This window comes from Ferrovibrio sp. GW821-FHT12F09, from assembly GCF_058806775.1.
On sequence record NZ_JBXAPZ010000002.1, the window covers coordinates 1,188,389 to 1,212,676 of the forward strand.

The following is a 24,288-nucleotide window of genomic DNA, read 5'->3' on the forward strand; positions in this document are numbered from 1 at the left end:
ACCTTCCCGCCGTAATTCCGCTCAGCCAGACCCTGCCGCCATGCCCGATTTTCCCATGATTGCCGACCCCTGGTTCTACGCGGTGGCCTTCCCGGCCGTGCTGATCGTGGGCCTCAGCAAGGGCGGCTTCGGCCCCGGCTCCAGCCTGGTCGCCATGCCGCTGCTGGCCATTGTGCTGCCGCCGCTGCAGGCCGCCGCCATCATGCTGCCGGTGCTCTGCGCCATGGACCTCGCCGGCCTGTGGGGTTATCGCGGCACCTGGGACAAGGCGAACATGAAAATCATCCTGCCGGGCGCATTGGCAGGCATCGCCATCGGCACCTTCACCGCCGGCTATATCAGCAACGAGGGCGTCGAGGTCATCATCGGCATCATCGCCATCATCTTCACCCTGCAGAAATGGCTCAAACGGGCGCCGGTCGATGCCGCGCGGCCAAGCTGGCCGAAGGGCCTGGTCTGGAGTGCCTGCTCCGGCTTCACCAGCTTCATCGCCCATGCTGGCGGCCCGCCGCTGTATGTCTACATGCTGCCACAGCGCCTGGACAAAACCGTCTTTGTCGGCACCACCGTCGTCTTCTTCGCCGTGGTCAACTACGTGAAACTGATCCCCTACTGGTTCCTGGGACAGTTCACCCTCAGCAACCTCGGCACCGGACTGGTCCTGGTGCCGGTGGCGGTGGGCGGCGTCTATCTCGGCATCTGGCTGCACCACAAGATGAGCGACGTCATTTTCTTCCGTATCGCCTATGTGCTGGTGTTCCTGTGCGGCCTGAAGCTGCTGCATGACGGCCTGGGCCTGCATTTCCTCTAGGCCAGACCGTTAAGACTCAAGGATTCCTCATGTATCGAGGCGATTTCCGGCTGTTGCCGCGGATGCTGGGTTTGCTCTAGCTTGACCCGCCTGCAGGGGAAGACGCCAGATGCCCACGATTTACGATCGCGACCTCGACAAGAACCCGGCCAATTACGAAGCGCTGTCGCCGCTGAGCTTCCTGCGCCGCACCGCCGATGTCTTCCCCGACCGGCTGGCGGTGATCCATGGCAAGCTGCGCTATACCTATATCGAGCTGTATGAACGCTGCCGCCGCCTCGCCTCGGCGCTGGAGAAGCGCGGCATCACGCGCGGCGACACGGTGGCGATCATCGCCCCGAACACGCCGGCACATCTGGAAGCGCATTTCGGCATTCCCGCCACCGGCGCGGTGATCAATGCGATCAACACGCGCCTCGATCCCGCCGCCATCGCCTTCATCCTGGAGCATGGCGAGGCGAAAATCCTGTTCACCGACCGCGAATACAGCGCCACCGTGAAAGCGGCCGTGCATATCTCCAGCAACAAGCCGCTGGTGATCGATATCGATGATCATCTCTGCAGCACCGGCGAGCTGTTCGGCGAAATGGAATACGAAGCCTTCCTGCAGACCGGCGATGTGGACTGGGAATGGCGCGGTGTGGTGGACGAATGGGATGCCATCTCGCTGGGCTACACCTCGGGCACGACCGGTAATCCGAAGGGTGTGGTCACGCATCATCGCGGCGCCTACCTCAATACCGTGGGCAATGCCGTCACCTGGAACCTGCCCAAGCATCCGCGTTACCTGTGGACGCTGCCGATGTTCCATTGCGACGGCTGGTGTTTCCCCTGGACCATCACCATGCTGGCCGGCGTGCATGTCTGCCTGCGCAAGGTGGATCCGGCACAGGTCTTCGACAGCTTCCTCAATCACGGCGTGACGCATTTCTGCGGTGCGCCCACCGTGCTGACCATGCTGATCAACGCGCCCGACGAGGTACGCGCCAAGCTGCAGCCCGGCGTCAAATGCATGACGGCGGGTGCCGCCCCGCCGGCCGCGGTGCTGGCGGCGATGGAAAAGATGGGCTTCGACGTGACGCATGTGTATGGCCTGACCGAGGTCTACGGCCCGGCGGTGGTCTGCGACTGGCATGACGAATGGGATGCGCTGCCGCTGCCCGAGAAGGCCGCGGTGAAAGCCCGCCAGGGCGTGCGCTACCATGTGGAAGAAGACGTCACCGTGCTCGATCCGCAGACCCTGCAGCGCGTGCCGGAAGACGGCCAGACCATGGGCGAGATCATGTTCCGCGGCAATATCGTGATGAAGGGCTACCTGAAGAACCCGAAGGCGACGCAGGAAGCCTTTGCCGGCGGCTGGTTCCATTCCGGCGACCTCGGCGTGCTGCATCCCGGCGGCTACATGCAGATCAAGGACCGCTCGAAGGACATCATCATCTCGGGCGGCGAGAATATCTCCACCATCGAAGTGGAAGGCGTGCTCTACATGCATCCCGATATCGTCGAGGCCGCGGTGGTCGCGCGTCCCGACGAACACTGGGGCGAAACGCCCTGCGCGTTTGTCACGCTGCGTAACGGCGCGTCGATCGCGCCCGACCAGAGCGGGTCGGACGCGATCATCGCCTTCTGCAAGGAGCGCCTGGCACGGTTCAAGGTGCCAAAGACCGTGGTGTTCGGCGAATTGCCGAAAACCTCGACCGGCAAGATTCAGAAGTTCGAACTGCGCGAGAAGGCCAGGGCTCTTAAATGAAGCGCTGGTCCGGCGCGGCGACTACTGCGTATATCGGGTGATTTCTTCTTTCAGCTTGAGCTTTTCGCGTTTGAGCTGAGTGAGGCGGGCTTGATCGGGCATCGGGCGGTGAATCTCATCATCGATCGCCGCTTGCAGGCCATGATGTTTTTCGATGAGAGTGTCGAGATGCGCCAAATTGTTCATCGCGGGCTCCTCCTTTCGGTTCGGAGCGCGTCAACCGACTTTGCTGCGGTCGCCCGGCGACGGCACGACCGCTGCGGTCCGCGCCTGAGAAGTAGCTAAGCACTCGCCTTCCGCTTTGTCAGCCCCAAATTGGTAAATTCTCACAGAAGCGAATTTTTGTATGCGCCGCACACGGAAAACCCCGGACAAATCTGCACCCAAGCGTGCAACCGGCAAAACGCCACGCGTTACGAGCGACATCAGGAAGCGCAGCCAAGCCGCGACCCTTCCTGGTAAAATTGCGCCTGCAATCATCCGGAAACCGGCCCAGCGTCGCCTCGTGGTCGGAATCAGCGGCGCCTCGGGCGTGATCTACGGCATCCGCCTGCTGGAGGCGCTGCAGGCCGGCGGCATCGAGTCGCATCTGGTCTTAAGTCGCGCGGCCGAGATGACGATCGCCTACGAGACCGACCGCAGCATCAAGGATGTGAAGGCGCTGGCGCATACCGTCTATGCCATCGGCGATATCGGCGCGGCGATTTCCTCGGGCTCGTTCCAGACGCTCGGCATGGCCATCGTGCCCTGCTCGATGAAGTCGCTGGCCGAGATCGCCACCGGTGTCACCTCGACCCTGCTGAGCCGGGCCGCCGATGTGGCGCTGAAGGAACGCCGCCGCCTGGTGCTGGTGCCGCGCGAGACGCCGCTGCATCTGGGCCATCTGCGCAACATGACGGCGGTGACCGAGATGGGCGCCATCGTGGCGCCGCCGATGCCGGCCTTCTATGCCATGCCGAAGACGCTGGACGATCTGGTCGACCATACGGTCGGCCGCGTGCTCGATCTCTTCGGGCTGGATAGCGGTCTGGTCAAACGCTGGAGCGGACGACCCGCCGTTTAATCCTCTTTGAGCGCGGCACCCAGCAGATCGGCGGCAAGCTGCATCGCATCCGGGTTGTCGGGCGCGATCACCTGCAGATAGGCCGAGAGATGCGCGGCGGCCGTTGTTACTTCATCCGCGCGCGACAGCGGCAGCGGCCGGCGCAGCGCCGGACTGATGCGGCTGACGGCGGCGAGCCAGGCCTGCGCCACTTGCTCCAGCTTCAGCTCCAGCGCGCGGGCCTCGTCATAGAGCCGGCCGGCCGCCGGCTCGTCGGCGACCAGGGTTTTCAGGGCGCGGCGGGCCTCGCGGAAGGGCTGCAGCACGGCATTGACCGGAGCGACAGCCGATTGCGCATGGGCCAGTTCGACACCGTCCCAGGCCGCCAGGCCGCGCGCCGTGCGCCAGAAGCCGAGCAGCAGCAGATTCACATCGGCGCCATGGCGGTCCTGCAGCGCCAGGCAGGCCGTCGCCACGCCCGGCCGGCCATAGAGGGCGAGCGAGAAGGTCCAGAAACCGGGAACCTTGCCCGCCTCCTTAACCCCATTGTCTGAAAGGGCTTTTGCCCCGGTGTCGTGTTCCGTCATCCGTGCTATGGTACCGGGCTTTCGCGGTTCGTTGGTAGGTTTTGAGTGACGGCATGAATTTTCCCGGTCCGATCGATACCGAGGAATTGCAGCGCAAGGTGTCCGACCTGCGGGCGGAGCATCGCGACCTCGACGATGCCATCTCGGCGCTGGCCGAGCAGCCGAGCCTGAACCTGATCCAGATTCAGCGCATGAAAAAGCGCAAGCTGGCGCTGAAGGATCAGATCACCCGGATCGAGAACCAGCTTATTCCAGATATTATTGCCTGACAGCGGCCGGGCGATCAGCCCTCCAGCAGCGCCTTCACCTCGGCCAGGTCCTCCGCCGAAAGTTTCGTCTCGCCGGCCTTCACATTCTGCTCAAGCTGTTCCGGCTTGGTGGCGCCGGCGATCACACTGGAGACCTGCGGCCTGGCCAGCAGCCAGGCAAAGGCCAGATCGGTCAGGCCGATGCCGCGCTTGTCGCACCAGCCGCGCAGGCGTTCCACCGTGGCGACATTGGCCGGCGTCATGTAGCGATCAGCTAGGCGCTGGGTATTGGCCAGGCGCGAGCCTTCGGCGGCCGCACCGGCCTTGTGCTTGCCGGTGAGAAGCCCGCTGGCGAGCGGGAAGAACGGCAGGAAGCCCAGCCCGAAGCGCTCGCAGGCCGGCAGTTGCTCGGCTTCCGCCTTGCGGAAGACCAAGCTGAGCTCGTCCTGCGCCGAGACGAAGCGGTTCAGCCCCAGCTGCTTTGCCGTCCAGTCGGCATCGGCCAACTGCCAGGAGGCGAAATTCGAGTTGCCGATATAGCGCACCTTGCCCTGGCGGATCAGGTCATCCAGCGCCCGCAGCGTCTCTTCGATCGGCGTGCGCGGATCGGGCTGGTGCTGCTGGTAGAGATCGATGTAGTCGGTCTGCAGGCGGGTCAGGCTGTCTTCCACCGCACGCATGATATAGCGCCGCGAGGCACCGACCTTGACGCCCACATCGTCCATCGGCATGGCGAATTTGGTCGCCAGCACGATGTCCTTGCGGCGAGCGCCGAGGATCTTGCCCATCTGCGTCTCGGAGCCGCCCTTGTTGCCGTAGACATCGGCGGTGTCGAACAGCGTGATGCCGAGATCGAGCGCCTTGTGAATCACCTTGCGCGAGGCTTCGAGATCGAGACGCATCTCGAAATTGTTGCAGCCGAGACCGACTTCGGAAACCAGGAGGCCGGAGCGGCCGAGATTGCGGAATTTCACGGGCGAGACTCACTTGCTGAAGGGGCGAGGAAAAATCCGGGGCAGTATCGACCCGCCCAGTATTGTCAGGCAAGCCGCACCAATCGGGCGGACCAATTTACCCGAACAGCCGCAGTGCTTCCGCCGCCGCCTGGCGGCCCGAAAGCCAGGCGCCGGTGGCCGAGCCGGTCCAGTCGACCGACGCAAAGGCCTCGCCGGCAAACAGCACACGGGCGCGGCCGGTGGCGCTGGTGAGCGCGCGGCCGGCATTGCGGCGCGCGGTGGCGAAGCCAGGCCGCGTGCAGGCGATGGCGCCGCGACTCCACGGATCCCTGCCCCAGCCCGACGCCACGCCTTTGACGAAACGGCGGTCCAGCGCCTCGCCGAACATGGCTTTCAGCTGTAGCCGCGCCGCGGCAATCATCGCCGCATCGCCCTGGGCCTCCAGCTCGCGCGCATAGTCGCCGCCGACGGTGGCCACCGCCAGCGGCAGGCCCTGCGCGTTGATGCGGAAACTCATGCCGCGAGTGCCGCTGATGCGCGGCAGCGCCTGGGTGTTGGCCGGCGCCTCGAAGCTGCCGGCTTCATACTGCAGGGCAATGCGATCGAGCAGACCCATGGACAGGCGGCCGAGCGCATCGCGCTGGCCCTGGGGCAGGCCGGGCTGGAAGACGATGCTCTCGCGCACATTCAGCAGGCCCACCGGCACGGTGACGATGCAGGCCTCGGCCCGCACCTGGCCCTCGGCGGTGGCGACCACCACATGATCGCCGCTCCAGTCGATCCGCACGACGGGGCGGTTGAGGAAAACCGGCAGGCCCTCGGCATATTGCGTCAGCCAGGGCCCGAAGCCGCCGTTGAACCAGGCGTCATTCCCGGTGCCGGCCAGCCGCGGCGCGTCCAGCGCCGCCACCGCGCTGTATTCGATGCCGATATGCAGCGGGCCGGCGAGCGCCCGCGCCGTGTCGGCCCATTTGCCATCGACCTTGACCCGGCTGGCCAGGGTGACATCGCTGCGCAGCGTGCGGGCATCGAGCAGCGCATCGTCCAGCCGGTCATAGGCAAAGCCGAGGATATCGTAGTCATGCTCGTCGGCGTCGCGGCCGCCATCGAACAGCCAGTAGTCGCCGTCATCGGCCTGCAGGCGGATGTCGCGGCGCCGCAGTTCCGCCACCAGCGGATTGATATCGGCCGACCGCAGCAGATGCGCGCCGAGATCGACCCGGATGCCGGATGCCAGCGACTCGGTCCAGATGCGGCCGCCGATACGCTCGCGCGCCTCCAGCACCACGGCCGTGCGCTGCCGCTCCTGCAGGGCGCGCGCCGCGCTCAAACCCGCGAGGCCGGCGCCAACGATCACCACATCGGCCTCCGCCGGCAGTGCCGTGGCCGACAGCGCCCGCGGCAGCAGGGCCGCGGCCGTGCCGGTGAGCAATGCCTGCCGTCGCGTCAGCTTCGTCATGCCGCCATTATGCCGCGAAGCTTGGCTGTCAGGATGATTTTTTGCAGGTTGATTCGCACAAAATCGTCAGGGCTGTCGCGCGTTCCGCGAGACGACGGCCACGCATGAAATCTCCACTGGTGTGTTCAGCGCAGGATCATCGCCACCGACGCTGTCAGCGCCAGACCCATCGCGATATTGAAACCGCGCTGGCGGCGCGGATCGCGCAGCAGCCGCTGCGCCGCCGCGCCGAAGGCGAGCCAGACGAGACTGCTGGGCAGCGCCGCGCTGACAAAGACCAGCGTGAAGATCGTCGCGCGCAGCAGCGCGCACTCGGCCTCGCCCGGCAGATAGGTGGCGACCGCGCCGGCCGAGACCAGCCAGGCTTTCGGATTGACCCATTGCAGCAAGGCCGCGCCCAGGAAGCCGGTCGGGCGCGGCGGCGCGGCACTGCCGCTCTCGCCGACCGGGGCGGTGGCGATCTTCCAGGCGAGCCAGAGCAGGAAGGCCGCGCCGAGCAAGCGCACCGCCTGCATCACCTGCGGATGCTGCAGCACCAGCGCGCCGAAACCATAGGCCGCCAGGAACATCATCGATCCCATGCCGGCACCGATGCCGAACAGGCAGGGCAGGCCGCGCAGCAGCCCGGCCTGCATGCCGGTGGCGGTCAGCAGCACGTTGCTGGGCCCCGGCGTGATCGCGGCGATCAGGGAAAACAGAAAAAACGCGGCAACCTGCTCATGGTTCATGCCGCCAGTTCAGCACGGCCGGCCGCACGGGTCTGGAAGATTTGTGCAGCCCGGCGGTCAGGTGGAAGATTCAGGCCGTGCGGAAAGGATGCGCGGTGAAGACGCCGATGACATTCAGCGAGGAGCTGAAATAAGCCAGTTCCTGCAGCGCCAGGTCGACGCTGCGCTGGGCCGGGTGGCCCTCGATCTCGGCGTAGAATTCCGCCACCTTGAACCCGTCGGACAGGTAGCTTTCCAGCTTCACCACGTTGACGCCGTTGGTGGCGAACCCGCCCAGCGCCTTGTAGAGCGCCGCCGGCACGCTGCGCACCCGGAACATGATGGCGGTCAGGCTGCCCTTCGCCTGCGGATCGGGATCGCGGCGCTGACGCTCCAGCTTGATGAAGCGCGTGGTGTTGGTGCTGTTATCCTCGATATCGGGACGCAGCACCTGCAGGCCATACAGCTCTCCCGCGATGGTGGAGGCGATGGCCGCTTCCTCCGCGCTGTTGCGCGCCGCCACATCCTTGGCCGAACCGGCGGTGTCGCTGGCGACGATCGCTTCCAGGCCGAGTTCCTTGATGACCTTGCGGCATTGCGACAGGCCCTGCACATGGCTGTAGACGCGCTTCACGCTCTTGAGCGAGGCGGCCTTGGGCGCCAGCAGCTGGTGCCGCACCCGCAGGAAATGTTCCGCCGTGATGAACAGGCCGCCCTCGGGCAGCAGCTGGTGAATGTCGGCCACGCGGCCGGCAGTGGAGTTCTCGATCGGGATCAGGCCGCAGGCCGCCTTACCCTCGCGCACGGCCGCAAAGGCATCCTCGAAACTCGGGCAGGGCAGCGGCACCAGATCGGGCAGCGCCTCGCGGCAGGCCAGATGCGAATAGGCGCCCGGCGCACCCTGAAAGGCCACGACCTTGGCGGGATCGGTGGCTTCCGTGGCGATGGTGGCGACAGGCGACATGAGGGACTCGATTTCTGCAGGATTAACGGGGTTATTTCGGCTGCATGACCGCGCGGATACGCGCGAGATCGGCCGGAGTATCGACACCGAGTGGAAGCGTGTCAACGACGGCTGCCGCGATGCTCATGCCGTTTTCCAGCGCGCGCAGCTGCTCCAGCTTTTCGCGCTGCTCCAGCGGCGAGGGCTGCAGCGACACGAAGCGCTCCAGCGCCGCGCGGCGATAGGCGTAGATGCCGATATGGTGCCACAGCGGGCCCTCGCCCGACGGCACCGGACGGCGGCTGAAATAAAGCGCACGCCCGGCCGTCTGTCCCGGTGCCAGACTGAGCACGGCCTTCACCACATTGGGGTCGTCGATCTCGTGCTTCTCCACGATCGGCGTGGCGAGCGTGGCGATGTCGATGGCGGCATCGGACAGCGGCGTCAGCACCTTGGCAATGACGCCGGGGTCGATGGCCGGCAGATCGCCCTGGAAATTGACGATGGCGTCATGGCGACGGTCCGGATCGAGCAGGGTCAGCGCCTCGAAGATGCGGTCGGAGCCGGACGGGTGGTTCGGATCGGTCATCACGGCTTCGCCGCCATGGGCCCGGATCGCCTCGGCGATGGCGGCGTCGCCGCAGGCCACGGCGACACGGGCAAAGCCGGCTTCCTGGGCCCGGCGCAGGCAATGCACGATCATCGGCAGGCCATGGATATCGGCCAGCGGCTTGTCGGGCAGCCGGGTGGAGGCGAGCCGCGACGGGATCAGCACGATGGGGTTTTTCGGCAGGTGACTCTCTGGGGCCGCGGTCATTTCTTAAGCCTTGAAAAAGCAGCGAGATCGGACAGGGCCGGTGCGGCACTTCGCCGCAGCCGCAGTGGCCGCCGGCCCCGGACCTGCGGATATATACGGGTTGCGAACGGGTCGGGGAAGCCGCTAATCTCCCGGCGATTTTCGGGCGGTTTCGGCCACTTGGCCAGAGCCGTCCCTCCGCGGTCCCCAGGAGCCTTCCGATGGATAGTTTTGAGATTAACAAGATTGCCGGTGCGGTGCTGTTCTGCCTGCTGATCATCATGGGCGTGCACCAGGTCGGCAACATGGTCGTCCATCCGAAGAAACTGGCTGAAGCCGCCTACAAGATCGACGTGCCGGAAGAAGCCCCGGCCGGCGGCGCGCCCGCCGCCGCGCAGGAAGCCGATCCGCCGGTCGCCGGCCTGCTGGCAGCCGCCAGCGTCGACAACGGCAAGAAGGCCTTTGGCAAATGCGCCGCCTGCCATGGCGTCGACAAGGGTGGCCCGGCCAAGGTCGGCCCGAACCTGTTCGACATCGTGCAGGCCCCGAAGGGCCATATGGCCGGCTTCGCCTATTCCGACGGCCTGAAGAAGACCGAAGGCGCCTGGACCTACGACAACCTCTACACCTTCCTGAAGAACCCCAAGGCCTATGCGCCCGGCACCAAGATGGCCTTCGCCGGCGCCAAGAGCCCGAAGGAGCGCGCCGATCTGATCGCCTATCTGCGCAGCCTGTCGGATAGCCCGAAGCCGCTGCCGTAAGGCATTTCCATTGACCATCGAACAAGGCCGGGAGCGTCGCCATGTCTGACATCCCGGCCTTTTTCATGCGCGCCGACGAGCTGGTGCGCTTTGGTGGCCAGCTCGCCGATCTGGCCGGCGCCGCCATCCGGCCGCATTACCGCCAGCGCCTGGACGTGGAAGCCAAGGGCGACAATTCACCGGTGACGGTGGCCGACCGCGCCGCCGAAGCGGCGATGCGCCAGGCCATCGAGCAGGCCTATCCCGACCATGGCATCTATGGCGAGGAATACGGCCATGCCCGGCCGGATGCGCCCTGGCAGTGGATCCTGGATCCCATCGATGGCACCAAGAGTTTCGTCACCGGCCTGCCGATCTTCGGCACGCTGATCGCTCTGACCTACGAGAATCGTCCGGTGCTGGGCGTGATCGACCAGCCGATCACCGGCGACCGCTGGACCGGCAGCCTGCAGGGCCTCACCACCTTCAACGGCAAGCCGGTGCGGGCCAATCCGGGCACCGATATCGGCAAGGCCGCCGTGGCCACCACCTCGGTGGGCCTGTTCAACGCGGCCGAACACGACGCCTTCGAGCGGCTGCGCGGGGCCTGCTGGCTCAACCGCCTGTCCGGTGACTGTATTGTGTACGGCCTGATCGCCTCGGGCTTCGTCGATATCGTGGTGGAAAGCCGCGTGCAGCCCTATGATTATGCCGCCCTGATCCCGGTAGTGACCGGGGCTGGCGGCGTGATCACCGACTGGGAGGGCCGGCCGCTGGATACCGTGAGCCCGGCCCGCGTCCTGGCCGCCGCCAACCCGGCGCTGCACCAGGCCGCCATGCAGTATCTGTCGGGGACGTGACAACATCGTGGGAGTGACCTGATGCGAAACCTGCTGCTGCCTGCCCTTCTCGCTCTCTCGCTCGCAGCCCCGTCTTTCGCCCAGACTCCCGCCGTCAAGACCAGCCATGCGCTCACGCTCGGCGATGCGCCGAAATACCCGGCCGGCTTCACCCAGCTCGATTACGTGAATGCCGCAGCCCCCAAGGGCGGCGAACTGAAGCTGTCCACGCCTGGCGGCTTCGACAGCCTCAACCCCTTCATCCCGAAAGGCGACGAGGCCCCCGGCCTCGGCATGGTCTATGAAACCCTGATGACCACGCCACCCGACGACGACCTGTCGGAATACGGCCTGATCGCCGAGACGGTGGACGTCCCCGACGACCTGAGCTGGATCGTCTTCAACCTGCGCGCCGAGGCGAAATGGCCCGATGGCAAGCCGATCAGCGCCGAGGATGTGGCCTGGAGCTTCGACCAGATCAAGGCCAATGGCGAACCGATGTACCAGTATTACTACAGCAATGTGCAGAAGGCCGAGGTGCTGGGCCCGCGCAAGGTGAAATTCCATTTCTCCGGCCCGAAGAACCGCGAGCTGCCGCAGATCATGGGCCAACTGCCGGTGCTGCAGAAGGCGCAGTGGGAAAAGCGCGGCTTCGACAAGGTGACGCTGGACAAATGGGAAGGCTCCGGCCCCTACCGCATCGACAGCGTCGAGCCCAACCGCACCATCACCTATGCGCGCCGCGCCGACTGGTGGGGCAAGGACCTGGCCATCAACAAGGGCCGCTACAATTTCGACCGCATCCGTTACGACGTCTATCGCGACCAGACCGTGGCGCGCGAGGCCTTCAAGTCGGGCCAGTATGATTTCCGCAGCGAGAACAGCGCGCGCGAATGGGCGGTCTTCTACGACTTCCCGGCCATCAGCCAGGGCCTGGTGAAGAAGGAAGAAGTGAAACATGAGCGGCCGGGCGGCATCGGCGGCTTCGTGTTCAACCTGCGCCGCGAGAAGCTGCAGGATGCCCGCGTGCGCCAGGCGCTGGCACTGGCCTGGGACTTCGAGTGGTACAACAAGAATATGGCCTACGGGGCCTATTATCATCCAAGCAGCTATTTCGATAATTCCGAATTCGCTGCCCGCGGCGAGCCTTCGGCGGACGAGCTGAAACTGCTGGAGCCACTGCGCGACAAGCTGCCCAAGGAAGTCTTCGGCCCGGCATGGCGCGCTCCGGCCTCCGATGGCAGCGGTCAGGACCGCAAGAACCTGCGCGAGGCCACGCAACTGCTGAAAGCTGCCGGCTGGGAGATCAAGAACGGCAAGCTGGTCAACCCGAAGGGCGAGCCGCTGGTGCTGGAACTGCTGCTGCAGGATGCCACCTATGAACGCATGGGCGGTCCCTGGGTGCAGAGCCTGCAGCGTCTGGGCATCACGCTCACCATGCGTACGGTCGACAGCGCGCAGTATGTGAACCGCACGCGCAGCTTCGATTTCGACATTGTCTATTCCGGCTGGGCGCAGTCGAATTCGCCCGGCAATGAGCAGCGCAGCTTCTTTTCCAGCGCCGCCGCCGACAATCCCGGCGGCCGCAACATCGCCGGCATCAAGAACCCCGCCATCGATGCGCTGATCGATGCCGTGGCCGCGGCGCCGTCGCGCGCAGCCCTGATCCCCACCGTGCGCGCGCTTGACCGCGCGCTCACCTGGAACTGGTATATCGCACCGACGCTTGGCTATAACGCCTCCCGCATCGCCTACTGGGACAAGTTCGGCAAGCCCGAAAAATACCCCAAGAACGGCGTCGACTTCATGGCCTGGTGGATCGATCCCGCCAAGGCCGCCAAACTGCCTGCCAATCGCTCCCAGTAAGAAAGACGCGAATCCCGATGACCTGGCTGAAGCCCGTTACGCTGGAAGACAGCGCCGTTGCCCTGGTGCCGCTGAGCCATGAGCATCACGATGCGCTGGTCGAGGCGGTGCAGGACGGCGAGCTGTGGACCCTGTGGTACACGCTGATCCCGACGCCGGACAAGATGACCGCGGAGATCGACCGTCGACTGGGCCTGGCCGAGAAAGGCTCGATGCTGCCATTCACCGTGATCGACAAGACGCAGGGCAAGCCGGTGGGCATGACCACCTACATGAATGTGGATGCCGCCAACCGCCGCGTCGAGATCGGCTCGACCTGGTATCGCAAGAGCGTGCAGCGCAGTGCGCTCAACACGCGATGCAAATTGCTGCTGCTGACTTATGCGTTTGAGACACTGGATTGCATCGCGGTCGAGTTCCGCACGCATTTCTTCAACCAGCAGAGCCGCGAGGCCATCGCCAAGCTGGGCGCGAAGCAGGACGGCATCCTGCGCAATCACCAGATCGCCGGCAACGGCACGATGCGCGACACCGTGGTGTTCAGCATTCTGCCGAATGAGTGGTCGGCCGTGAAAACCCATCTGCGCCATCGCCTGAAGCTCGCCGAGGGCCAGCCCGCGTGAGGGCGGCGCCGCTCCTCGGTCTGGCTTTACTGCTGCTGAGCGGCGCGATTTCCGCGCAGCCGCGCCATGGCCTCTCGGCCTTCGGCGAACTGAAATACCCGGCCGGCTTCCGGCATTACGACTACGTCAATCCCGATGCGCCCAAGGGCGGCGAGCTGCGCAGCTGGCAGCTCAACGGCTTCGACAACCTGCATCCGCTGATCCTGAAGGGCGTGCTGGCGCAGAATCTGGGCCTCACCTTCCAGGGCCTGATGACCCGGGCCGTCGACGAGCCCGACGCGATTTATGGCGACCTGGCCGAAAGCGCCGAACTGGCGCCCGACCGCAGCTGGGCCGCCTTCACCATCCATCCTCAGGCGCGCTGGCATGACGGCAGGCCGATCACGGCTGAAGACGTGGTCTTCACCATGGAGAATGCCCAGCGCGATGGGCACCCGCTGTATCAGTTGACGCTCCGCGATGTGGAAAGCGTGACGGCGGAAGGCCCGCGCCGGGTGCTGTTCCGCTTCAAGGATACAGAAAGCCGCCGCGACCTGCCGCTGATCGTGGCGCAGCTGCCGATCCTGCCCAAGGCCTGGTTCCAGGGCCGCGATTTCGCCGCGCCGACCATAACGCCGATCACCGGTTCCGGCCCCTATCGTATTGGTCGCATCGATGCCGGCCGCACGCTGGTGTTCGAACGGGTGAAGGACTGGTGGGCGAAAGACCTGGGCGTCAACCGCGGCCGCTACAATTTCGACATCGTGCGCGAGGATTACTACCGCGACCGCGATATCGCGCTGGAGGCGTTTTTCGCCGGCGAATACGACTTCCGCGAAGAGATCATCGCCCGCGCCTGGGCGACGCAGTATCAAGGCAAACCGGCCTTCGACCAGGGCCGCATCAAGCGCGAGGTGCTGCGAGACGAGACGCCGTCGGGCGTGCAGGCCTGGTTCCTCAACAGCCGCAAGCCGCATCTGAAAGATGCCCGCGTGCGCGAAGCGATCAATCTGGCCTACGATTACGAATGGGCCAACAAGACGCTGTTCTACAGCCTGTACAAGCGCACACGCTCGATGTTCGAGAATTCCGACCTGGCCGCTACCGGCCTGCCATCGGCCGCCGAGCTGAAACTGCTGGAACCGTTCCGCGACCGCGTGCAGCCGGAGGTATTCTCAAAAGAATTCCAGCCGCCGGTCAGCGATGGTTCGGGCCGCAACCGCGCCAACCTGAAGCGGGCTCAGGAACTGCTGAAGGAAGCCGGCTGGCGCGTCGAGGCCGGCAAGCTGGTGGATGCCAGGGGCAAACCCTTCGAACTGGAATTCCTGCTCTACGAGCCGAGCTTCCAGCGCCTGATCAATCCCTTTGCCCGCAACCTGGAAATGATCGGCATCACCGTGTCGATCCGTGTCGTCGATGTCTCGGGCTTCGAGAACCGCATGCGCAAGTTCGATTTCGACGTGATCGGCCGCCGCTTTGCCCAGCCGCTGACGCCGGGCGTCGAACAGCGCAACTTCTGGACCTCGCGCTCGGCTGCCACGGTGGGCAGCTTCAATTATTCCGGCATCGACGACCCGGTGGTCGACGACCTGGTGGAGCATATCGTTTCCGCCCGCAGCCGCGACGAAATGCGCGCCGCCACAAGGGCGCTGGACCGGGTGCTGATGTGGGGCTGGTATGTGGTGCCGAACTGGTACAGCGGCACGGTAAAGCTGGGCTACTGGGACCGGTTTGCCCGCCCGGCCCGCAAACCGGCCTATGATGTCGGCCTGATCGAGACCTGGTGGATCGATCCGGTGAAAGACAAGGCATTGAACCTGGCGCGCCAGAGATGACATAAATGCACATGATGAAAGTGGCTCCTGCCCTCGCCCTCACCGCCCTATTTGCCATGCCGATTTCTGCGGCCGCAGCCGACACGCCCGCAGGTGGTCCGCCGCAATTCGTCATCCAGCCTGGCGCCGAAGGCGGAAACAGCTACAAGGTCGATCCCTCTCAGGTCATTGCGGCGGCAAATGCCGGCGATGCCGAGGCGCAGAAAAGCCTCGGCCTCGCGCATGTCACCGGCCGTCTTGGCGTTCCGAAGGACTACAACGAAGCCATGCGTTGGTTCCGCAGCGCTGCTGAGCTCGGCCATCCCGAAGCCCATACCTATGTCGGCTTCCTGTATTTCTCTGGCTGGGGCGTTGCGAGAGACCTGACCCAGGCGGCCGAATGGTATCGCAAGGCCGTCGATCTGGGCGATCCGCAGGGGATGATGAAACTGGGCTTTATGCACGCTTCCGGAGAGGGGCTGGCTAAGGATCCAGCGAAAGCACTCACCCTTTATCAAGCGGCGGCGGACAAGGGTTATGCGGAAGCACAGAAGAAGCTATTCCTCGTCTATACTGATGGCGATGGCATACCGGCCGATTCCGTCATAGCGGCGCAATGGCTTCGCCTGGCGGCTGAACAAGGGGACCCGGAGTTGCAGCATTCTATGGGAATTCTGCATATCCGTGGCCAAGGTGTTGAGAAAAGCGAAGTCGCGGCTGCACAATGGTACCAGCGAGCCGCGTTGCAAGGTTATGCTCCCGCCCAGACCAGCCTGGGCGTTGCCCTGTATTCGGGTAAAGGCGTGCAACAGGATATTGAAAATGCATATCGCTGGTTCGCCTTGGCCGCGCTTCGCTCGCAGCCCGGCTCCGGCCGCGATCTGGCGATCAAGAACCGCGACCTGACCGCCAAGAAACTCAGCACGGCGCAAATCGCTGAATCAGATGCGTTCGTCCGCAGTTGGCGACCGAAAGCCGAGCGCTGATGCTCGCTTATATCCTCCGCCGCCTGCTGCTGATCGTACCGACCCTGTTCGGCATCATCCTGATCAACTTCGTCGTGGTGCAGTTCGCGCCCGGCGGCCCGGTCGAGCAGGTGATCGCCCAGGTCACCGGCACGGCCGCCGATGTCACCGCCCGGGTCTCGGGCGCCACCGGCGGCGAAGCCGGACCGGGCGCCGGCGCCTTCGCCCAGGCCGGCGACACCAGCAGCCGCTATCGCGGCGCCCAGGGCCTGGACCCGGAATTCATCAAGCGCATCGAGAAGCAGTTCGGCTTCGACAAGCCGGCCCATGAGCGCTTCCTGCTGATGCTGGGGCAGTATCTGCGGCTCGATTTCGGCAAGAGCTATTTCAAGGACCGGCCGGTGATCGAGCTGATTATCGAAAAGCTGCCGGTCTCGATCTCGCTCGGATTATGGACCTCGCTGCTGGTCTATCTGATCTCGATCCCGCTCGGCATCGCCAAGGCCATGCGCGACGGCAGCCGCTTTGATATCTGGACCTCGGCCGCCATCGTCATCGGCGAGGCCATCCCGGGCTTCCTGTTCGCCGTGCTGCTGGTGGTGCTGTTTGCCGGCGGCAGCTTCCTGCAATGGTTCCCCCTGCGCGGCCTGACCTCGGACAACTGGGCCCAGCTCAGCCTGGCCGGCAAGGTGCTGGACTACTTCTGGCATCTGGTGCTGCCGGTGCTGGCCATGGTGATCGGCGGCTTCGCCAGCCTGACCATGCTGACCAAGAATTCCTTCATGGAAGAGATCAACAAGCTCTATGTGCTGACCGCACGCGCCAAGGGCCTGACCCAGAACCGCGTGCTGTATGGCCATGTCTTCCGCAACGCCATGCTGATCGTCATCGCCGGCTTCCCGGCCGCCTTCATCGGCATCCTGTTCACCTCCTCCCTGCTGATTGAGGTGATTTTCTCGCTGGACGGGCTGGGGCTGCTCGGATTCGAGGCGGCGCTGAAGCGCGACTACCCGATCATGTTCGGCTCGCTGTTCATCTTCACCCTGCTCGGCCTGGTGGTCGGATTGATTTCCGACCTGATGTACATGCTGGTCGACCCGCGCATCGATTTCGAAAGCCGGCAGGCATGAAGGCGCCGGCATGACGCTCTCACCGCTGACCGCCCGGCGCCTGCGCAACTTCCGCGCCAACAAGCGCGGTTTCTGGTCGCTGTGGATCTTCCTGTTCCTGTTCGTGCTCAGCCTCGGCGCCGAACTGATCGCCAACGATTCACCCTTCCTGCTGCGCTATGACGGGCAATTCTATTTCCCGGCTTTCAAGGCCTATCCCGAAACCACCTTCGGCGGCGATTTCGAGACCGAGGCGAAATACCGCGACGCCTTCGTGCAAGACCTGGTCAAGGAGAAGGACGGCTGGATGCTGTGGCCGCCGATCCGCTACAGCTACCGCACCATCAATTACGATCTCGGCCGCCCGGCCCCGGCGCCGCCGTCAAAAGAAAACCTGCTCGGCACCGACGATCAGGGCCGCGACGTGCTGGCCCGCCTGATCTACGGCTTCCGCATCAGCGTGCTGTTCGGCCTGGTGCTGACCGTCCTCAGTTCGGTGATCGGCGTGACCGCCGGCGCGGTCCAGGGGTATTTCGGCGGCAAGACCGATCTGCTGTTCCAGCGCTTCATCGAAATCTGGTCGGGCCTGCCCACGCTCTACCTGCTGATTATCCTGGCCTCGATCGTGCAGCCGAACTTCTGGTGGCTGCTCGGCATCATGCTGCTGTTCTCATGGATGGCGCTGGTCGGCGTGGTGCGCGCGGAATTCCTGCGTGCCCGCAACTTCGGCTATGTGCGCGCCGCTCGCGCGCTCGGCGTCTCCGATGCCGGCATCATGTTCCGCCATCTGCTGCCCAATGCCATGGTGGCGACGCTGACCATGCTGCCCTTCATCCTGAACGGCTCGATCACCACGCTGACCGCGCTCGACTTCCTCGGCTTCGGCCTGCCGCCTGGCTCGCCCTCGCTGGGTGAACTGCTGGCCCAGGGCAAGACCAATATCCAGGCGCCCTGGCTCGGCATCACCGCCTTCATGACGCTGGCGGTGATGCTCAGCCTGCTCATCTTTATCGGCGAAGCGGTGCGCGACGCCTTCGATCCGCGGAAGATTTTCCGATGAGCGAGCTTTTGCTCCAGGTCGATAACCTGCAGGTCCGCTTCGGCGAGGGCGCCCGTGCCGTCGACGCCGTGCGCGGCGTGAGTTTCGACCTGCGTCGCGGCGAGACGCTCGCGCTGGTGGGCGAGAGCGGTTCGGGCAAGTCAGTGACGGCCCTGTCGGTCCTGCAACTGCTGCCCTATCCGCTGGCCAGCCATCCGGCGGGCAGCATCCGTTTCAAGGGCGAGGACCTGATCCGTGCGCCGGAGCCGGTGCTGCGCCGCATCCGCGGCAACCGCATCGCCATGGTGTTCCAGGAGCCGATGACCTCGCTCAACCCGGTGCACACCATCGAGCGCCAGGTCAACGAGGTGCTGACCCTGCACAAGGGCCTGAGCACCGCCCAGGCCCGCGCCCGAACGCTGGAACTATTGCGCCTGGTCGGCCTGCCAGATGCCGAAAAGCGGCTCGGCGCCTATCCGCACCAGTTGTCGGGCGGTCAGCGGCAGCGCGTGATGATCGCCATGGCCCTGGCCAACGAACCCGATATCCTGATCGCCGACGAACCGACCACGGCGCTGGACGTCACCATCCAGGCGCAGATCCTGAAGCTGCTGAAAGAGCTGCAGGTCAAGCTCGGCATGGCACTGCTGCTCATCACCCATGACCTCAATATCGTGCGCAATGTGGCCGACCGCGTCTGCGTGATGACCGACGGGCTGATCGTCGAGGCCGGCCCGGTGGCACAGGTCTTCGGCCAGCCGAGCCACGCCTATACGAAAAAACTTCTGGCCGCCGAGCCGCGCGGCATTGCCGTGGTCGCCGCGCTGGATGCGCCGGTCGTGGCCGAGACGAAAGACCTGAAGGTCTGGTTCCCGATTACCGCCGGCCTGCTCCGCCGCACCGTCGGCCATATCAAGGCCGTGGATGGCATCAGCCTGCAGGTCCGCGCCGGCGAAACACTGGGCGTGGTCGGCGAAAGCGGTTCGGGCAAGTCGACGCTGGCCTATGCGCTGCTGCGGCTGCAGAAAAGCCGGGGCGAAATCCGCTTCCAGGGCGAGACGCTGCAGGGCAAAAGCTGGAGCGAGATGCGCGTCTTGCGCCGGCAGATGCAGATCGTGTTCCAGGACCCGTTCGACTCGCTGTCGCCGCGGCTGTCGGTGTTCCACATCATCGCCGAAGGCCTGCAGGTGCATGGTATTGGCGCTTCCGACGCCGAGCGCCGCGTCATGGTGGCCGCAGCGCTGACCGAAGTCGGCCTCGATCCTGCCACCATGGACCGTTATCCGCATGAATTCTCCGGCGGTCAGCGCCAGCGCATTGCCATTGCCCGCGCCATGGTGCTGAAGCCGAAATTTGTCGTGCTGGACGAGCCGACCTCGGCGCTCGACATGAGCGTGCAGGCGCAGATCGTCGACCTGCTGCGCGATCTTCAGGAAAAGCACGGCCTCGCCTATCTGTTCATCAGCCACGACCTGCGTGTGGTCCGCGCGCTGGCCGACCGCGTCATGGTGATGAAGGACGGCAGGGTGGTGGAGGAAAATACCGCCAAGCAGATCTTCGAGGCGCCGCAGACCGACTATACCAAGGCGCTGATCGCCGCCGCCTTCGAGATCGCCGTGCATCACGAGACGGCGGTGCGCAGCTGATATGGCCGTCCTGATCTACACCAGGGCCCATGACCCGGCCGAATGGGCGGCCGCGATGTATGCCGTCGACCCGACGCTGGATATCCGCCTGCATCCCAATACCGGCAATCCGAACGAGATCGAGGCCGCCGTGGTGGCCAAGCCGCCGCCCGGCCTGCTGAAAAGCTTTCCGAACCTGAAGCTTATCCACGCCTTCGGCGCCGGCGTCGATGCCATCCTGGCCGATGCCACCCTGCCGCGCCAGGTGCCGCTGGCCCGCGTGGTGGACGACCGCCTGACCGTGGCGATGACGGAATATATCCTGCTGCATGTGCTGCGCTTCCACCGCCAGGTCGAAGCCATGGCGCTGAACCAGCGCAACAAGACCTGGAAATGGCTGCCGCCGGTGGATGCCGCCGAACGGGTGATCGGCATCATGGGCATGGGCACGCTGGGCATGGCGGCGGCGCAGAAGCTGCTGCCCTTCGGTTTCCAGATGGTGAGCTGGAGTCGCGGCCTGAAAGCCATCGACGGCGTCACCAGCTTCCATGGCGACGAGCATCTCGACAGCTTCCTGCGGCTCTGCAACGTGCTGATCTGCCTGCTGCCGCTGACGCCGCAGACGCGCGGCATCATCAGCCGCCGTTCGCTCTCCCTGCTGCCGCGTGGGGCCTATATCATCAATGCCGGGCGCGGCGGCCATGTGGTTGAGGCCGACCTGCTGCATGCGCTGGACAGCGAATGGCTGTCAGGCGCCACGCTGGATGTCTTCGACGAGGAACCGCTGGGCGAGAAGCATCCCTTCTGGACCCATCCGAAGGTGACGGTGACGCCGCATAACGCCGCCGACAGCATCCCGGCCCATGTGGCACCGCAGATCGTCGACAATATCCAGCGCCTGCAGACGGGCCAGCCGCTGCTGCGCGTGGTGGATTACAAACGCGGCTATTAGGTCGCGCTTATTCCCATTTCTTGAAAATATCGACGAATTTCTCTTCGCCGCAGGCGATGAAATAGCCGCGCAGAGCGCAGTTTTCCGACTCGCCGAGGCGCTGGCGGACGGCCTTGAGCGCCGGCAGCATTTCCTTGGCCAGCTGCTTGTCCTTGAAGCGCATCACCTCACCCTGGGTGCGGGCGCCATCGTAGATCACCCCGAGGCTTTCCTCGGAATTGATCTCCGGGCGGCGCTTGAAGAAGGTGTTCAGGCTCTTCAGGCCACCAGTCTTCTGGATGAACTGCACAAAGTTGCTGAGCGCCATATGGCGCTGGTCGGGCGCGGTTTCCTTGGCCTCGAAGCAGCCGGCCAGCGACAGGGTCGCAAGCGCCAGAACGAACATGGCCAGTGGACGATGGAACCGCATGAAATCTTCCCCTCGGGTCGTGCAGCCGTCATCCCTGGCGGATGCGGCCTTGCCGGCAGTTTAAAGACCCAACAGTTACAGAAAGCTATACGGATCGACGTCGATGGCGCGCTTTACACCTGAGGGTAGTTTTACTTTTGCTACCCACTCCCGCAGCACCGCCGGCACGTCGATATCCCGCGCCGCCTTGAGCAGCAGGCGCTCGCGGAACCGGCCGCGCAGGTAATGCAGCGGCGCCGGCGCCGGACCCAGCACCAGCAGACCCGCGCCGCGCGGCGCCGCCCGCGCCAGCGCCCGGGCCGCCTGCTCCACTTCGGCATGGTCGGTGCCGCTGACGATCAGCGCCGCAAGGCGGCCGAAGGGCGGCATGCCGGCGCGCTGGCGCTCGGCCATCTCGGCGGCGAGGAAGCCGGCGCCGTCATGGCGGGCCAGGGCATCGATCACCGGATGCTCGGGCAGGAAGCTCTGCAACAGCACCCGGCCGGGATGGGCAGCGCGGCCGGCGCGGCCGGCCACCTGGGTCAGCAACTGATGCGTGCGTTCGGCAGCACGCGGATCGCCGCCGGACAGGCCGAGATCGGCATCGATCACACCGACCAGCGTCAGCAGCGGGAAGTGATGGCCCTTCGCCACGATCTGCGTGCCGATCAGGATATCGATCTCGCGGTTTTCCATGCGCGTCAGCACTTCGGAAATCTGCGTCGGCGTATTGGCGGTATCGGATGCCATCATGGCGATGCGGGCATCGGGAAACAGGCTGGCCGCCTCTTCCACCAGGCGCTCGACGCCGGGGCCGCAGGCCTTGAACTTGTCCTCGGCATTGCATTGCGGACAGTGCTGCGGCAGGCGTTCCTGGTGGCCGCAATGATGGCATTGCAGGCGGCCGTGGCGCTTGTGCTCGACCAGCCAGGCCGAACAGTTCGGACAGGCCAGACGATGACCGCAGGCGCCGCAGAGCGTCAGCGGCGCATAGCCGCGGCGATTGAGGAACAGCATGGCCTGTTCGCCGCTGCCGATGGTTTCCTCGATAGCATGGCGCAGCGGCGCGCTGATGAAGCGCTGGGCCGGCAGGCGTTCTTTGCGCAGATCCACCACGTCGATGCGCGGCAGCGCCGCGGTGCCATGGCGTTCAGGCAGCACCGCATGGGCATAGCGGCGGCGCGCCACGTTATGCAGGCTTTCCAGCGATGGCGTGGCCGAAGCGAGGATACAGGCGGCGCCCTCCAGCTTGGCGCGCACCACCGCCATGTCGCGGGCATTGTAGATCACGCCCTCTTCCTGCTTGTAGGAGGCGTCATGCTCCTCATCAACCACGACCAGCGCCAGATCGGCGTAAGGAAGGAACAGCGCCGAGCGCGCGCCGATCACCACGCGGGCTTCGCCGCGGCTGATGGCGCGCAAAGTGGCGGCGCGACGCGCTTCGGTCATCTCGGAATGCCAGGCCCAGGCCGGCGCATTGAAGCGCTGCTCGAAGCGATCGAGCGACTGCTGCGTCAGCGCGATTTCCGGCAGCAGCACCAACGCCTGACGACCGTCCTTCAGCGCTTCAGCGATCGCTTCGTAATAGACTTCGGTCTTGCCGGCACCGGTGACGCCTTCCAGCAAAGTGACGGAGAAATCCCGGGCCGCAACGGCGGCGCGCAGGCCGGCCGCCGCCTCGGCCTGCAGCGGATTGAGCGGCCGGCCGGGCTTCTGCCATTCCGGCACCGGGGGTGCGCGGAAGGCCGGCACGCTGTCAGCCTGCAGCGCGCCCAGTTCGAGCAGCTTGCGCACCACCGCCGGCGAGACGGCAGCGGCCTCGGCCAGTTCGGTGACGCCCAGGCCGGGGCGTTCGGATGCGATCTGCAGGACACGATCTCTCTGGGCACTGCTGCGCAGATCGGGGGGCACGGTGCCGGGTCGCAGCACCTGGCGCACCGGCGGCGCCTCGATCAGGGCGCGCGGCTCAGGCAGGCACATCTTCAGCACCGCGCCGGTGGGGTTGAGTGTATAGGCCGCCACCCAGTCGACCAGCCGGCGCAGCGGCAGAGCGATGCCGGGCGCGTCGCAATGCCGCAGCACCGATTTCAGCTTCGCCTTCTCCGGCAGCGGGTCGGGCGCGCCATCCCAGACCACGCCGAGCGACACGCGGCTGCCGATGGGAACTTCCACGATGTCGCCAGGTTGCAGCGGTCCGGCCTCGCCCGCCCGGTAGGTGAAGGGCTCGGCCAGCGGCAAGGGCAGCAAAACGCGGATCTGGTCGGCTGGTGTCAAGCGGGTTGTTCCGGTGGAAGGGCCGTGGCGGGTCGGGTATTGTTAACCAAACGGATTGTAGCATCGCGGCCGATTCGGGCCGTACCGGTTGCCCATGGAGTTTAGGACATGAAGTTTTTCGTCGATACCGCCGACATCGCCGAGATTGCCGAGCTGAACGATACCGGCCTGCTGGACGGCGTGACCACCAACCCGTCGCTGGTGGCCAAGACGGGCAAGGACTTCGTCGGCACCATCAAGGAAATCTGCAAGATCGTGAAGGGCCCGGTTTCGGCCGAGGTGACTGCCACCGATCATGCCACCATGCTGGCCGAGGGCCGCAAACTCGCCGCGCTGGCCACCAATGTGGCGGTGAAAGTGCCGCTGACCATGGACGGCCTGAAGACCTGCAAGGTGCTGTCGGATGACGGCATCATGGTCAATGTCACGCTCTGCTTCTCGCCGGCCCAGGCGATCCTCGCCGCCAAGGCCGGCGCCACCTTCATTTCGCCTTTCGTCGGCCGGCTGGACGATATCGGCCAGGACGGCATGCAGCTGATCGCCGACATCGTGCAAATCTACAACAGCTATCCCGATTTCAAGACCGAAGTGCTGGTCGCCTCGATCCGCCATCCGATCCATCTGATCGAATCAGCCAAGCTGGGCGCCGATGTCGCCACCCTGCCGCCGAACGTGCTCAAGAGCCTGGTCAAACACCCATTGACCGACAAGGGCCTGGAGACCTTCCTGGCCGACTGGAAGAAGACCGGCCAGTCCATCCTGGACGCCAAGTGAGG

The 24,288-nt window shown here is 65.2% G+C and carries 24 protein-coding genes; 15 read left to right on the forward strand and 9 right to left on the reverse strand.

Features of this window, described 5'->3' with window-relative positions:
* The first annotated feature begins 40 nt into the window (after window positions 1–40).
* Window positions 41–811 carry a sulfite exporter TauE/SafE family protein gene (locus AC1ROB_RS18840; protein WP_492969574.1) on the forward strand — a complete coding sequence of 257 codons (771 nt, stop codon included), beginning with the start codon at window positions 41–43 and terminating at the stop codon, window positions 809–811.
* Between the two features lie 109 nt (window positions 812–920).
* Window positions 921–2,561 (forward strand): acyl-CoA synthetase, encoded by a 1,641-nt coding sequence (locus tag AC1ROB_RS18845; protein WP_492969573.1) that lies wholly within the window; start codon window positions 921–923, stop codon window positions 2,559–2,561.
* Between the two features lie 21 nt (window positions 2,562–2,582).
* Here AC1ROB_RS18845 and AC1ROB_RS18850 read toward each other — a convergent pair whose 3' ends face one another.
* Window positions 2,583–2,747, reverse strand: coding sequence for a YdcH family protein (locus AC1ROB_RS18850; RefSeq protein ID WP_492969572.1), 165 nt, complete (start codon window positions 2,745–2,747; stop codon window positions 2,583–2,585).
* A gap of 292 nt (window positions 2,748–3,039) precedes the next feature.
* Between AC1ROB_RS18850 and AC1ROB_RS18855 the strand changes: the two genes are divergently transcribed.
* Window positions 3,040–3,624 (forward strand): UbiX family flavin prenyltransferase, encoded by a 585-nt coding sequence (locus tag AC1ROB_RS18855; RefSeq protein WP_492970756.1) that lies wholly within the window; start codon window positions 3,040–3,042, stop codon window positions 3,622–3,624.
* On the opposite strand, the gene AC1ROB_RS18860 is transcribed toward AC1ROB_RS18855, so the two are convergent.
* Window positions 3,621–4,190 carry a TIGR02444 family protein gene (locus tag AC1ROB_RS18860; RefSeq protein WP_492969571.1) on the reverse strand — a complete coding sequence of 190 codons (570 nt, stop codon included), beginning with the start codon at window positions 4,188–4,190 and terminating at the stop codon, window positions 3,621–3,623. The two genes, AC1ROB_RS18855 and AC1ROB_RS18860, sit on opposite strands and share 4 nt — an antisense overlap.
* 53 nt (window positions 4,191–4,243) lie before the next feature.
* On the opposite strand from AC1ROB_RS18860, the gene AC1ROB_RS18865 reads away from it, so the two are divergent.
* Window positions 4,244–4,459 (forward strand): YdcH family protein, encoded by a 216-nt coding sequence (locus tag AC1ROB_RS18865; RefSeq protein WP_492969570.1) that lies wholly within the window; start codon window positions 4,244–4,246, stop codon window positions 4,457–4,459.
* 14 nt (window positions 4,460–4,473) lie between these two features.
* On the opposite strand, the gene AC1ROB_RS18870 is transcribed toward AC1ROB_RS18865, so the two are convergent.
* The 5 genes from AC1ROB_RS18870 to AC1ROB_RS18890 form a co-directional block, all read right to left on the reverse strand.
* A complete protein-coding gene (locus tag AC1ROB_RS18870; RefSeq protein ID WP_492969569.1) occupies window positions 4,474–5,412 on the reverse strand; it encodes an aldo/keto reductase in 939 nt (312 codons plus the stop codon).
* 97 nt (window positions 5,413–5,509) lie between these two features.
* Entirely contained in the window at window positions 5,510–6,853 is a 1,344-nt protein-coding gene (locus AC1ROB_RS18875; protein ID WP_492969568.1) for a flavin monoamine oxidase family protein, read from the reverse strand.
* Window positions 6,854–6,978: 125 nt separating this feature from the next.
* Complete coding sequence (locus AC1ROB_RS18880; RefSeq protein ID WP_492969567.1) at window positions 6,979–7,581, reverse strand: LysE family translocator; 603 nt, start codon at window positions 7,579–7,581, stop codon at window positions 6,979–6,981.
* 70 nt (window positions 7,582–7,651) lie between these two features.
* Window positions 7,652–8,524: a prephenate dehydratase gene (locus AC1ROB_RS18885; protein ID WP_492969566.1), complete on the reverse strand. Its 873-nt coding sequence runs from the start codon at window positions 8,522–8,524 to the stop codon at window positions 7,652–7,654.
* Between the two features lie 31 nt (window positions 8,525–8,555).
* The gene (locus AC1ROB_RS18890) at window positions 8,556–9,320 is read right to left on the reverse strand and encodes a 3-deoxy-manno-octulosonate cytidylyltransferase (RefSeq protein ID WP_492969565.1); all 765 of its coding nucleotides are present in this window, start codon (window positions 9,318–9,320) and stop codon (window positions 8,556–8,558) included.
* 200 nt (window positions 9,321–9,520) lie between these two features.
* Here AC1ROB_RS18890 and AC1ROB_RS18895 point away from each other — a divergent pair, with 200 nt between their 5' ends.
* Genes AC1ROB_RS18895 through AC1ROB_RS18940 form a run of 10 tightly spaced genes read left to right on the forward strand, consistent with a single transcriptional unit; the run spans window position 9,521 to window position 20,850 of the window.
* Window positions 9,521–10,060 carry a c-type cytochrome gene (locus AC1ROB_RS18895; RefSeq protein WP_492969564.1) on the forward strand — a complete coding sequence of 180 codons (540 nt, stop codon included), beginning with the start codon at window positions 9,521–9,523 and terminating at the stop codon, window positions 10,058–10,060.
* Between the two features lie 41 nt (window positions 10,061–10,101).
* A complete protein-coding gene (gene hisN / locus AC1ROB_RS18900) occupies window positions 10,102–10,899 on the forward strand; it encodes a histidinol-phosphatase (protein ID WP_492969563.1) in 798 nt (265 codons plus the stop codon).
* 21 nt (window positions 10,900–10,920) lie between these two features.
* On the forward strand, window positions 10,921–12,744 hold the full coding sequence (locus tag AC1ROB_RS18905; RefSeq protein ID WP_492969562.1) for an extracellular solute-binding protein: 1,824 nt from the start codon (window positions 10,921–10,923) through the stop codon (window positions 12,742–12,744).
* A 17-nt stretch (window positions 12,745–12,761) separates the two neighbouring features.
* Window positions 12,762–13,367, forward strand: coding sequence for a GNAT family N-acetyltransferase (locus AC1ROB_RS18910; RefSeq protein ID WP_492969561.1), 606 nt, complete (start codon window positions 12,762–12,764; stop codon window positions 13,365–13,367).
* On the forward strand, window positions 13,364–15,181 hold the full coding sequence (locus AC1ROB_RS18915; RefSeq protein ID WP_492969560.1) for an extracellular solute-binding protein: 1,818 nt from the start codon (window positions 13,364–13,366) through the stop codon (window positions 15,179–15,181). Before AC1ROB_RS18910 ends, AC1ROB_RS18915 begins: the two co-directional genes overlap by 4 nt.
* A gap of 5 nt (window positions 15,182–15,186) precedes the next feature.
* Window positions 15,187–16,146 carry a tetratricopeptide repeat protein gene (locus AC1ROB_RS18920; RefSeq protein WP_492969559.1) on the forward strand — a complete coding sequence of 320 codons (960 nt, stop codon included), beginning with the start codon at window positions 15,187–15,189 and terminating at the stop codon, window positions 16,144–16,146.
* Window positions 16,146–17,255 (forward strand): microcin C ABC transporter permease YejB, encoded by a 1,110-nt coding sequence (locus AC1ROB_RS18925; protein ID WP_492969558.1) that lies wholly within the window; start codon window positions 16,146–16,148, stop codon window positions 17,253–17,255. The genes AC1ROB_RS18920 and AC1ROB_RS18925 overlap by 1 nt, the downstream gene beginning before the upstream one ends.
* A 10-nt stretch (window positions 17,256–17,265) precedes the next feature.
* On the forward strand, window positions 17,266–18,294 hold the full coding sequence (locus tag AC1ROB_RS18930; protein ID WP_492969557.1) for an ABC transporter permease: 1,029 nt from the start codon (window positions 17,266–17,268) through the stop codon (window positions 18,292–18,294).
* Complete coding sequence (locus AC1ROB_RS18935; RefSeq protein ID WP_492969556.1) at window positions 18,291–19,919, forward strand: ABC transporter ATP-binding protein; 1,629 nt, start codon at window positions 18,291–18,293, stop codon at window positions 19,917–19,919. The genes AC1ROB_RS18930 and AC1ROB_RS18935 overlap by 4 nt, the downstream gene beginning before the upstream one ends.
* A gap of 1 nt (window position 19,920) precedes the next feature.
* Window positions 19,921–20,850: a 2-hydroxyacid dehydrogenase gene (locus tag AC1ROB_RS18940; RefSeq protein ID WP_492969555.1), complete on the forward strand. Its 930-nt coding sequence runs from the start codon at window positions 19,921–19,923 to the stop codon at window positions 20,848–20,850.
* 7 nt (window positions 20,851–20,857) lie between these two features.
* On the opposite strand, the gene AC1ROB_RS18945 is transcribed toward AC1ROB_RS18940, so the two are convergent.
* Together AC1ROB_RS18945 and AC1ROB_RS18950 are read right to left on the reverse strand one after the other, a co-directional pair.
* A complete protein-coding gene (locus tag AC1ROB_RS18945; protein WP_492969554.1) occupies window positions 20,858–21,259 on the reverse strand; it encodes a hypothetical protein in 402 nt (133 codons plus the stop codon).
* 75 nt (window positions 21,260–21,334) lie between these two features.
* A complete protein-coding gene (locus AC1ROB_RS18950) occupies window positions 21,335–23,512 on the reverse strand; it encodes a primosomal protein N' (protein ID WP_492969553.1) in 2,178 nt (725 codons plus the stop codon).
* A 108-nt stretch (window positions 23,513–23,620) separates the two neighbouring features.
* Here AC1ROB_RS18950 and fsa point away from each other — a divergent pair, with 108 nt between their 5' ends.
* Window positions 23,621–24,286, forward strand: coding sequence for a fructose-6-phosphate aldolase (gene fsa, locus AC1ROB_RS18955; protein ID WP_492969552.1), 666 nt, complete (start codon window positions 23,621–23,623; stop codon window positions 24,284–24,286).
* Window positions 24,287–24,288 lie beyond the last annotated feature (2 nt).